At 57.3% G+C, this 11,620-nt stretch carries 9 protein-coding genes; 2 read left to right on the forward strand and 7 right to left on the reverse strand.

Translation table 11 applies throughout. From position 1 onward, the window contains the following. Positions 1–4 precede the first annotated feature (4 nt). The gene (locus H2Z33_RS03945; RefSeq protein ID WP_003856227.1) at positions 5–628 is read left to right on the forward strand and encodes a TRIC cation channel family protein; all 624 of its coding nucleotides are present in this window, start codon (positions 5–7) and stop codon (positions 626–628) included. A 58-nt stretch (positions 629–686) separates the two neighbouring features. Here the strand turns inward: H2Z33_RS03945 and erpA are convergent, their stop codons facing one another. Further along, on the reverse strand, positions 687–1,031 hold the full coding sequence (erpA, locus tag H2Z33_RS03950; RefSeq protein ID WP_003856230.1) for an iron-sulfur cluster insertion protein ErpA: 345 nt from the start codon (positions 1,029–1,031) through the stop codon (positions 687–689). An 85-nt stretch (positions 1,032–1,116) separates the two neighbouring features. Then, positions 1,117–2,517: a H(+)/Cl(-) exchange transporter ClcA gene (gene clcA / locus H2Z33_RS03955; protein WP_063135048.1), complete on the reverse strand. Its 1,401-nt coding sequence runs from the start codon at positions 2,515–2,517 to the stop codon at positions 1,117–1,119. A 177-nt stretch (positions 2,518–2,694) separates the two neighbouring features. Between clcA and hemL the strand changes: the two genes are divergently transcribed. Beyond that, complete coding sequence (gene hemL, locus H2Z33_RS03960) at positions 2,695–3,975, forward strand: glutamate-1-semialdehyde 2,1-aminomutase (protein WP_015572714.1); 1,281 nt, start codon at positions 2,695–2,697, stop codon at positions 3,973–3,975. Positions 3,976–4,503: 528 nt separating this feature from the next. On the opposite strand, the gene fhuB is transcribed toward hemL, so the two are convergent. The 5 genes from fhuB to H2Z33_RS03985 form a co-directional block, all read right to left on the reverse strand. After that, a complete protein-coding gene (gene fhuB, locus H2Z33_RS03965; protein WP_032647300.1) occupies positions 4,504–6,486 on the reverse strand; it encodes a Fe(3+)-hydroxamate ABC transporter permease FhuB in 1,983 nt (660 codons plus the stop codon). Further along, positions 6,483–7,373 carry a Fe(3+)-hydroxamate ABC transporter substrate-binding protein FhuD gene (fhuD, locus tag H2Z33_RS03970; RefSeq protein ID WP_003856240.1) on the reverse strand — a complete coding sequence of 297 codons (891 nt, stop codon included), beginning with the start codon at positions 7,371–7,373 and terminating at the stop codon, positions 6,483–6,485. The genes fhuB and fhuD overlap by 4 nt, the downstream gene beginning before the upstream one ends. Then, entirely contained in the window at positions 7,373–8,170 is a 798-nt protein-coding gene (gene fhuC, locus H2Z33_RS03975) for a Fe3+-hydroxamate ABC transporter ATP-binding protein FhuC (RefSeq protein WP_047733132.1), read from the reverse strand. The genes fhuD and fhuC overlap by 1 nt, the downstream gene beginning before the upstream one ends. 50 nt (positions 8,171–8,220) lie before the next feature. Beyond that, the gene (gene fhuA / locus H2Z33_RS03980) at positions 8,221–10,431 is read right to left on the reverse strand and encodes a ferrichrome porin FhuA (RefSeq protein WP_063135047.1); all 2,211 of its coding nucleotides are present in this window, start codon (positions 10,429–10,431) and stop codon (positions 8,221–8,223) included. 204 nt (positions 10,432–10,635) lie between these two features. After that, positions 10,636–11,583, reverse strand: a complete 948-nt coding sequence (locus H2Z33_RS03985) for a fimbrial protein (RefSeq protein WP_225561498.1) — start codon at positions 11,581–11,583, stop codon at positions 10,636–10,638. Between the last annotated feature and the right edge of the window lie 37 nt (positions 11,584–11,620).

An 11,620-nucleotide genomic window follows, 5' to 3' on the forward strand; every position in this document is an offset into this window, starting at 1 on the left:
AACGATGCTCGTGTATTGGCTGGATATTCTTGGCACAGCCGTTTTTGCTATCTCCGGCGTTTTGCTTGCCGGAAAACTGCGCATGGACCCTTTTGGCGTACTGGTACTCGGCGTTGTTACGGCGGTGGGAGGCGGAACGATCCGCGATATGGCGCTGGCAAATGGCCCGGTATTTTGGGTAAAAGATCCCACGGATCTGGTGGTGGCGATGGTCACCTGCCTGTTAACCATCGTGCTGGTTCGTCAGCCTCGCAGACTGCCAAAATGGATATTGCCGGTACTGGATGCCGTCGGTCTGGCGGTCTTTGTGGGAATAGGCGTGAATAAAGCCTTTATTGCCGGGACTGGCCCGCTGGTGGCGATCTGTATGGGCGTGTTAACCGGCGTGGGCGGAGGGATTATTCGCGACATACTGGCGCGAGAAGTCCCGATGATCCTGCGAACGGAAATCTACGCGACGGCCTGTATCATCGGGGGGATTGTTCACGCCACGGCGTATTACACCTTTGCTGTCCCGCTGGAGAATGCGGCGATGCTGGGGATGGTGGTCACGCTGGTGATCCGTTTAGCGGCGATACGCTGGCACCTGAAGCTGCCGACGTTTGCGCTGGATGAAAATTCAAGATAGGCGTCGTTTATAAGCCCGGTAGCGCTTCGCTTACCGGGCCTACAATCTGCATTCAGGCTTAAATACTGAACGAAGAACCACACCCGCAGGTGCTGGTCGCATTCGGGTTAGTCACCACAAAGCGCGAACCTTCCAGACCTTCAGTGTAGTCCACTGAACCGCCCACCAGATATTGCAGGCTCATCGGGTCAACCACCAGCGCGACGCCCTGTTTCTCGATAGTCATATCACCATCGTTAACCTGATCGTCAAAGGTAAAACCATACTGGAAGCCACTACAGCCGCCGCCGGTAATATAAACACGCAGTTTCAGATCCGGATTGTCCTCGTCGGCAATCAGGGTTTTCACTTTTTTCGCTGCTGCTTCGGTAAATTCCAGCGGCAACGCTACGTCATCACTCATCTTATGCTCCCATGAATACTGCGACTGCTATTGGGCAAAAATCACCCAATTCTTTTTGTCATTATCTAATACCCTGGTAATTCATTCAAGTATTCTGCTTCAGGGCCTGTTCAGCTTCCAGTTTCGCCAGGGTACGGGCAAGAATGGTGGAGTATAGCGGTTTTCCACCCAGGAATTGGGCTAATAGTGTCGCGCCGAGACAGGTAATGATCATTGGCAAAATGAGCTGGTAATTGTCGGTCATTTCCAGCACCAGTACGATCCCGGTCAGCGGCGCGCGCAGGGAGGCCGCCAGCAGCGCCCCCATTCCCGCAACCGCAAACGTCCCCGCATCCAGATGGTAGGCCGGGAAACCTGCCGCCGCCGCCATCCCGAACGCCGTACCCAGCAGCGTCCCCAGTGCCAGCATCGGAGCAAAAATGCCGCCCGGGGCGCCAGAGGAGAAGCACAATACCGTGGTGATGACGCGTGAAATAAACATAAACAGCAGCAGGCCTACGCTGAAATTCCCCGCCGCGGCAATGGGAATCAGGCCGAAACCGCCGCCCGCCGCATTCGGTTCGATGAAACCGAGGATCCCGCACACGCCGCCAAGCAGGCCTCCCACCAGCACCCATTTCGTGGTATTTCCGCCATGGATGCGCTGAAACATATCCTGCGCCCGTAAAATCAGGGTGTTAAAAAGCGGGCCGACGACGCCAAAAATCATCCCAAGAACCAGATACAGCCATAAAGTATTGACCGGCGCATTGGTCAGCTTGCCAACTTCAATCACCGCTCCTTCGCCGTTAAAGACGCGAAAGACAATGCTCGACATAATCACGCCGGTAAACACCGCTTTAATGGAGATCAGGTTGTAGCGGAACTGGGCGCGCATCTCTTCAATGATAAACAGGATACCCGCCAGCGGCGCGTTAAACGCCGCAGACAGCCCCGCTGCGGCCCCCGTCGCCAGCAGCGTATGCCGTGCTTCGGCGCTGCGCATACGGAACAGATCGCCGACCATGCGCCCGACGTTACCGCCCAGCTGTACCGTTGGCCCTTCCCGACCGAGCACCATGCCCGCCCCGAGGGTTCCCATCCCGCCGATAAATTTCACAGGAAGCACCCGCCACCAGCGAACCGGGCGTAGCTCCTCCAGCGCCCCCTCAATTTCAGGGATCCCCGAGCCACCTGCTTCAGGTGCGAATTTACGCACCAGAAAATACCCCACCATGGCAAACAGCGCCGAAAGGCCAAAGGCCCACACCCAGACCAGCCATTCCCGATCGGCAAAGCTGGCGACGGTACCTATGCGCCAGTTGAGCACCGCGTTGACCGCTTTCTCGAATGCGACCCCCACAAGCCCGGCCAGCGTACCGACCACGGCGGCTGCCAGCAGAATGGCTAACGGGGTTTTGTCACGGTTGAGCAGCCGCCGGATACTGACCCGGTGCTTCGCGCGCGTAAACTGTTGTTGTTCAAAAGAAGGTGTGTTCTCGTTCATTACCTGTTCTGTTTCGTCATACAAAAGGCCGCAGGGATTCTACCAGAGACAATCCCCTCGTCCCCTGAAAAATACTTAACAATTGTTAAGCCTTCTGAGGGGCAAAAATTTTATAACCTCTTCCGAATCACTTAGAATAGTTGCCTTAACTTATTTCTACGAACCAGGAACGACGCCATGAGCAAGTCTGAAAACCTCTACAGCGCAGCCCGCGAGCTAATCCCAGGCGGCGTGAACTCACCCGTGCGCGCCTTTACCGGCGTGGGTGGCACCCCGCTGTTTATCGAACGTGCGGATGGGGCATATCTGTATGATGTGGATGGTAAAGCCTATGTCGATTACGTCGGCTCCTGGGGCCCGATGGTACTGGGGCACAACCACCCGGCGATCCGCAACGCGGTGATTGAAGCCGCTCAGCGCGGCCTGAGCTTCGGCGCGCCAACCGAGATGGAAGTCAAAATGGCGGAGCTGGTCACCGAGCTGGTGCCAACGATGGACATGGTGCGTATGGTGAACTCCGGTACCGAAGCGACCATGAGCGCTATCCGTCTGGCGCGCGGTTTTACCGGTCGTGACAAGATCATCAAGTTCGAAGGTTGTTATCACGGCCACGCCGACTGCCTGCTGGTAAAAGCCGGTTCCGGCGCGCTGACGCTCGGTCAACCGAACTCCCCGGGGGTGCCGGCTGATTTCGCGAAACACACGCTGACCTGCACCTATAACGATCTGAACACCGTTCGCGCCGCGTTCGAGCAGTATCCGCAGGAGATCGCCTGCATCATCGTTGAACCGGTGGCGGGCAACATGAACTGTATTCCACCGCAGCCGGATTTCCTGCCGGGCCTGCGCGCACTGTGCGATGAGTTCGGCGCGCTGCTGATCATCGACGAAGTGATGACCGGTTTCCGCGTCGCGCTGGCGGGGGCGCAGTCATACTACGGCGTTGAGCCGGATCTGACCTGCCTCGGCAAAATCATTGGCGGCGGCATGCCTGTCGGCGCGTTTGGCGGCCGTAAGGACGTGATGGACGCGCTGGCGCCAACCGGTCCGGTTTACCAGGCGGGTACGCTCTCCGGTAACCCGATTGCGATGGCGGCGGGCTTTGCCTGTCTGACCGAAGTGGCGCAGCCGGGTATCCACGAAACCCTGACGGACCGGACGACGCAGCTGGCAAACGGCCTGCTGGAAGCCGCAGAAGACGCGGGTATTCCGCTGGTGGTAAACCACGTCGGCGGGATGTTCGGGATTTTCTTCACCGATGCGAAAACCGTGACCTGCTATCAGGACGTGGTGAAATGCGACGTGGAACGCTTCAAACGCTTCTTCCACCTGATGCTTGAAGAAGGCGTGTATCTGGCCCCGTCAGCGTTTGAAGCGGGCTTTATGTCCGTGGCGCACAGCGAAGAAGATATCAATAACACCATCGACGCAGCGCGTAAGGTGTTTGCGAAGCTGTAAAATGTGCGGCTTGATGCCCTCACCCCAACCCTCTCCCACAGGGGGAGAGGGTTCCCCAGTAATTTGAAAGCAAAAGCGATAACGTTGCCTCAGAATAACTGAGGGCTTTCAGCGATGCCTCGGTCCGGCTGTAAATCGCTGAGGCGTTTCCTGTAGGTCGGGGCGAGGCGCAGGGATGCGCCGAGAGGGCGGGCTTTACAGGGACGTTTCCTCCGCCCGTACCCGATAAGCCGGAAGGAATAAGCCGAAGGTACCGCGAAGCGGCGATTTTCCGCCGGAAGCCCGGGTCGCCAGGGTGGTGGCGACTGAGCCACCCTGGCACGTTCACCGCTCATGTCGTGACAGAGTAGCAAGGAACATAAAGTGAACGGAATGACCACCAGAGCCGTATGTTCCCCTTCACCCCAGCCCTCTCCCTCAAGGGAGAGGGGGCCGTCTGTGCAGGCATTATTTTGTGGGAAACCCTCAGCCCACAGGGAGAGGAAGCAAAAACGAAAACGGCAATCTAAGGATTGCCGTTTACTTTTATTACCGACTCTGCTTTCTCAACAGATATATAAAGTACGGCGCGCCGATAAAGGTCGACAGCAGGCCCGCCGGGATCTGATACGGGAACAGCACCATCCTTCCGCACCAGTCAGCAAAGACCAGGATCGCTCCGCCCGTCAGCGCAGAGATCACGATATGCGGCAAAGTCCTGCGGAAGCCCATCATACGGGCGATGTGCGGCGCCATTAATCCGACAAAACTGAGCGGGCCGATAGTCATGGTGGCCGTCGCCGTCAGGCACGCGGCCAGCAGCAACAGGGCGATACGCGTTGGCGTCAGCGCCACCCCGACCGCGCGGGCGGTATCCCCACCCAGCGGCAGAATGGTCATCCAGCGACGGCACAGCGGCACAATCGCCAGCAGTACGATCATCACAATCCCGGTATGCACCACCTGACTGCCGGTAGCGTTGTACGTTGAACCGGAAATCCAGGTCAGGATCTGCGCCATGCGCGGATCGCCGCTCGCCTGCAACATCATCAGCAGCATAGTAAACGCGGTGCTGAGCGCCATCCCGGCCAGCAGCATGCGGTGAGGTGAGAACCCCCCTCGCCCGGAGGCGATCAGGATAATCATCAGCGTGACTGCCGCGCCGATACTCCCGGCAGGCATCAGCCAGCCGAACGCATTTCCCGGCACGAGGAACAACATTAACACTACGCCAAACGCGGCCCCGGAGCTGATCCCTAATACTTCCGGGCTTGCCATCGGGTTGCCGGTGAGACGCTGGATAATACAGCCCGCCACCGCCAGCATGACGCCCGCAATCAGCGCGGAGAAGATCCGCGGCCAGCGCCACTGCATGAGTTCATGCAGCAAATCCCCCGTCGCCCAGTGCCAGCCCGTGGCGTCGCGTCCCAGCGAGAGTGCGGCAAACGAGGCGATAACCAGCACCGCCAGTCCGGCAAGGCTGAACCACACCACCGACTGACGTTCGGCATGTACTTTATCGCCGGCATCCATTGCCGGGGCGCTAATGCTGCGCAGGCGCGGCAACAGCCACAGCAGCAGCGGCGCGCCGATCAGGGCCGTCACCGAGCCCGTGGAAACTTCCATCCAGACGCGCGCCAGCCAGAGAATGAGTTGATCGGAAAGCCAGAGGATCAGCGCACCAATCAGCGGAGCCAGCATCAGACGCGCCAGCAGACGGCGCGCGCCGAGCATTTTTGCCAGCAATGGCGCAAACAGACCGATAAAACCGATGATGCCGACGGCGTTAACCAGTAACGCGCTCAGCACAATCGCCAGGGTCAGGGCCGCCAGACGCGCCAGCGACAGCGCCAGCCCCAGATTGCGCGCCACGCCGTCATCGAGGCCCATCAACGTCAGCGGACGCAGCAGCAGCAGCGTCAGCACCACGCCGCCGAACAGCTGCGGCCACAGGCGCTGGACGATACTCCAGTCGGTCTGGGTGAGCGTGCCGGTACTCCACATAAACATGCTTTGCAGCTGGTCGTGGTGAAACAGCACCAGCAGCTGGTTGATCGCCCCACAGTAGAGGCTGACGACCAGCCCCGCGAGGATCAGCGTGACCGGCGAGAGACGTTTTCCCCAGGCCACGCCAAAGACCAGCGCACCGACCACACATGCGCCTGCCAGCGCGGCAAACTGCGAGGTTAACGCTCCCGGCAGGGTCCAGAGAGTGGTGATGGTGATCCCCAGCTGAGCCCCCGTCGCCACGCCCAGCGTGGTCGGCTCTGCAAGCGGGTTACGCAGCACCTGCTGAAACAGTACGCCCACCAGTCCCAGCCCCGCCCCGACCAGCAGGGAGATAGCCAGACGCGGCAGCAGGCTGTAGTGGAACAGCATTTGCTGAATATTATCGATATCCGGTGCGGCAAACGCGGCTGCCCACTGATCGCGCGGTAACGCCGTGGTCAGGTTAAAGCCGGTTAACACCAGGGCAGCCAGAAAAATGAGCGCTAACAGTAACATCGGGAAACGGGCCATACGCGTGCTCATGCCTTGCCTCCCAGTGCATTGTCCAGCACGCGGGCAAAATGCATTGCCGACAGCGTCGCGCCGTAGAACCATACCGCTGGCGCGCGCAGGAAGCGCTGCTCGCGGACGAACGGCATTGCCTGCCAGAGCGGGGTCGCCATCAGGGTTTGCATCTCGCGCTCGTTCCCGTGATCGAAGCACAGCACGTCCACATCACGAAACGCCGCCAGACGGTCAATACCCACGGCGGTACTGCCCCAGAATGTCATCTCGCCTTCCCAGGCATTGCGAATGCCAAAGCTGTCGAGCACTTCCTGGAACAGACAGTTATTTCCAAAGACCAGCATATGGCGGGCATCCAGCAGGGTTACCATCAGCAAAGGCCGATCGCCACGGTGGGCAAAGCGCGGCTTGAGGGAATCAATCAGCGCATCAAATTCATCGAGATGTTTTTTCGCCTGAGCCTCACGGTTGAGAAACTGCGCCATCTCGTGGATGGAATTTTTTGCCATGGTCAGCGGCTTTTTGCCGTCGCTAAAGGAAAAGCCCCGTCCGGGCGCAATCTTCGCCATGGTCTCTTCCGACGGGCCATACCCCGCAGACCAGAATAAATAAGACGGTTTCATCTGGGTGAGAAGCTCAAGGTTCGGCTCCGTACGCAGGCCAATGTCGATGACGGAGTCCGGCAGTTTTGGCTCATTCACCCACAGGGTGTAGTTGGGAATATCGGCCACGCCGTAAGGCGTCACGCCAAGCGCCATCATCAGTTCGACGGGCAACCACTCCAGCGCCACGATGCGGTGCGGATCGATAGCCGCAGCGCGGGCCGGGCCCATCTTTAACAGCAGCGGTGAGAGCGCCATGGCCGTCAGCAGGCGACGGCGGCTAATGAATGTTGAATCCAGCATCAGTAGACAAAGCTCACGGGTGCAGCCCCGGCTGGGTGAGGCAGGATGCCCATAGGAATACCGTAGATATGTTCCAGCGTTTCGCTGCGCATCAGTTCGGCAGGCGTACCCTGAGCGATCATTTCACCGCCGCGCAGCGCTACCAGGTAGTCGCAATAGCGTGCCGCCATGTTGATATCATGCAGAACGGCAATCACCGTCAGGCCGCGCTGCTGACTTAAGCGATGCACCAGCGCCAGGACGTCAACCTGATGAGCAATATCCAGCGCCGAAGTGGGTTCGTCGAGCAGCAGGCAGCGGCTGTCCTGCGCCACCAGCATCGCGATCCATGCGCGCTGACGCTCGCCACCGGACAGGCTATCCACCAGACGATGCGCCAGCGGTTTTAACCCAACCAGCGCGATCGCCTCTTCCACTTTCTCTCTGTCAGCGAGGCCAAAACGCCCGAGCGCACCGTGCCACGGATAACGTCCAATCGCCACCAGCTCGCGCACCGTCATCCCCTCCGCCTGCGGCAACTGCTGCGGCAGATAGGCCACCTTGCGGGCAAAGGCCTTACTGCTCCAGCTCGCCAGCGGCTGGTCATCCAGCAATATGTCGCCCTCGGACGGCGGCTGATGACGACCCAGCATCTTCAGCAGCGTCGATTTACCGGAACCATTGTGCCCGATTAAACCGGTCACTTTACCTGCGGGAAACGTCAAAGAGAGCGGATGCAGCAAGGTGCGCCCGGGTACGCGAAAGGAGAGATTGTTAAGCGTGAAGGTGGAGTCGGATTGCGTTTTATTATCCTGCATGTCAGCCAACTTAAATAAAAAGGGCACGGCGAACCGTGCCCATAAAGAGGTTAGAAGCGGAAGGTCGCGGTGGCAACAACCTGGCGTCCTGCTCCCCAGTAGCATGCATACTCGCTGTAGCAGCTGGAGACGTATTCACGGTCAAAGATGTTGTTCACGTTGACGCCGACGGAAGATCCCGGCAGACCAAAGCGCGCCAGATCGTATTTCACGGTCGCATCCGCCAGGGCATAACCCGCGACGTTAAAGGACTCATAGGCTTTAGGCGACGCTGAGGAGTAGTACGTCACCGTGTTACCGATGTAACGCGCGCCCGCACCGACGGTCAGGCCACTCAGCGCCGTCTCGTGGAAGGTGTAATCCGCCCACAGGGATGCCATGTTGCGCGGTACTTCTGCCGGACGACGACCTTCATACCAGGTATCGTGGGTATATTCCGCATCTGTGTAGCTGTAGGCCGCCGTTACGTTCACGTTAGCCGACACCGCCGCTTTCGCTTCCAGCTCAAAGCCACGGGAGCGAATTTCACCGCCCTGCACGCTAAAGCCGCTGGTCGGGTTCGCCGGATCGGCGGTCAGGTTGTTGTTCTTGGTCAGCTGATATACCGCGGCCGTCACCACAACAGGCAGATCTTTAGGAACATACTTCACGCCCGCTTCATACTGCTTGCCGCGCGCCGGGTCGAACGGTTTGCCGCCCTGGGTGGTGCCAGAGAGCGGTTCAAAGGATTCACTGTAGCTGAAGTATGGGGTAATCCCGTTGTCGAACAGGTAGTTAATCCCCCCGCGCCAGGTAAATGCCTGATCGTTAATTTCCGCGGTGGTCCCGTTATTACGGTTAAAGGCAGACGTTTTTGCAAAGTCATAGCGGCCACCCATGGTGAGTACCCACTTATCCCATTCCGCCTGATCCTGCGCATAGAGCCCGGTCTGCTCCTGGCGATTGAGCATGGCATACGGGAAGTTCACATTGACGTTCGCATTGCCGTGCTGCGGATTGTTCATGCTGATCGGATCGGCGGTACCGTAGTCAGCATCAATATCATTGCGCATACGAAGGTAATCCACCCCCGTCAGCAGCGTATGGTCAACGGCACCGGTCGCGAATTTCGACTGGAGCTGTGTATCAACCGTGAACGAGTTGAGGTCTTCATCTGAGCGCACGTACGCACGGCTGATTTGGGCCGGAGCGATATAGCCATTACCGTAAACTGAACGGTAAAGCGTATTGATTTTGGTATAACGCAGATTCTGACGCACGGTGAAGGTGTCGTTGAATTCATGCGCGAAGCTGTAACCCACCATTTTCTGACGACGGGAGATCTTATTGTCTTCATCGCCTTCGTTGAAATCGGTCGGCAGTTTGTGCGCCTTTCCGTTAGCATCATAGTAAGGCACAACGGTACCTTCACGCGGCAGCCAGCCGTAGTAACCCGCATCCGGATCGCTCTGGAAGTTGCTCAGGAAAGTGAAATCAGTTTTATCATCAGGACGCCAGCTGAAAGACGGCGCAATCGCGTAACGAGTAGACTTCACCATCTCCTGCTGCGCATTTTCACTGCGTCCCAGGCCGGTCAGACGGTAGGACCACACGCCGTTATCATCAATCGCGTCGCTGAAGTCAAACCCAGTCTGCCACAGGTTATCCGTCCCCATTTTGAACTGAATTTCTTTTAACGGTTCCGTGGTTGGACGCTTGCTGACCATACTCACTACGCCGCCAGGGTGGCTTTTGCCATACAGTACGGACGTCGGGCCTCGCAGCAGCTCTACGCGCTCCAGGAAGTATGGGTCCATCGACGCTTCAGAGTAGTTATCCCCTTGCAGCTTCATACCATCCAGATACTGGTTGGTATTCACGGTGCTGGAGGTGGTGAACCCACGAATCGAAACCACATCATAGGTCGTTGAGGCGCCGCGCGTTGCGAAAACGCTCGGCGTGTAGGCCAGCGCCTGTTTAACCGTCCCCGGCTGTTTCATGTCCATCTCTTCACGTGTGACCACGGAAATGGACTGCGGGGTTTTCTCGATCGGTGTATCGGTTTTCGTCGCCGTTGCAGTGCGCTTTGCAGCAATCGTCGCCGCAGGCCCCCAGGCACTCTCCTGCGCAGCCGGTGCGGCAGTAACAGTAATGGTTTCTTCTTTTTTCGGGGTTTCGGCGGCATGAGCATAAGCAGACATGCCGGCAACCGCTGTGGCTACGACGACCGCGATTTTACGCAGCGACGTGTTAATTGGCTGAGCAGTATTGGAAAGCGCCATGATGGATCTCTGATGGAAAAGTGAATGATAACGTAAACGAGAATTATTATTATGACCGCAGAATAATATGCGAAACGTTGGCTGCATAGCAAGCAGTATGCGGCCCTACAAGATTTAAGGGTTTAAGAATTAACCAGATGAAAATAGAGGGTTAATGAAGTTAGCGAAATGATCGCTAAAGCCCGCCGAAACGGGCCGGAGGGCTTAACGATAAAAGAGTTCGAAAGTCGCGACGGCGTCGACTTTCCCGGCTTTAACCTCTCCCGTTTTGATGTAACGGGCTTTGAGTGGGATCTCAACCGGGACGTTGTCCTGGGTACGGGTTATTGCCGTGTAGCTCTGGTCGAACTGGAGCACTGCATCGTTCTTGTCGAGGATTTGAATGCCTACGCCGCTTGCAGCGTTGTCTCCCGTAGCAATGTTGAGGATATTACCATCCGTTACGCCAGTCGACCCTGCACTGGTGAACTGATAATCAATTTTTGTTCCGGCTGCGCAGTCCGTAATATCAATCCTGAAACGACTGTCGGTCAGGATGTCGGAATACTGACCGTTAAAATCGTGCACATTGACCGTTTCTAGCGGCACGTAGATGTTTTTATCCACCAGGTTACAGGTGTTTGTTGTGATATGTACACTGGTTGGTGAAAAGCGGATTTCGCCTATCACATGGTTATCGTAAGTCTCATGTGAGGTTAACAGGGACGTATTAAGATCGCCCTCTTCGACCTCACCGATAACGATCAACTGAGCGGTAGCCCGGAAGTTGTAATTCGTTGAAAAGCTTCTTATCGTGCCAAGATAAGTTTCCGGCCTGATAATGTCTTCTTCGGTATAGCTGGGGAACTGGGTTGTAGACGCTGCAACGCGAACCCCAATTCCGGTCAAGTTGGTTTTGTACACTCCGGGTAAAACATCTTCACGCGCATCAGCACCACTCAATGAGAGATAGCCTCTACGTACCCGAACGGAATCATCATCACAGCTTTGCGAGATCTCACCTGATTCCACGCTGGCGTCATAAATAATCGTACCGACCTGGACATCTGGCTCAAGCTGTATGACAGCGGGAATATTGAAGGTAACAATTCCCCCGCTACTCCCGCCTCCCGTAAATGTACAAGTTGCGAAGGCCGGAGCTGAAAACAGCATGATTAGGCCAGCCATTGCGCTGATGAATAGTTCTTTG

The organism is Enterobacter sp. YSU, assembly GCF_016082135.1.
GTDB lineage: Bacteria > Pseudomonadota > Gammaproteobacteria > Enterobacterales > Enterobacteriaceae > Enterobacter > Enterobacter hormaechei_C.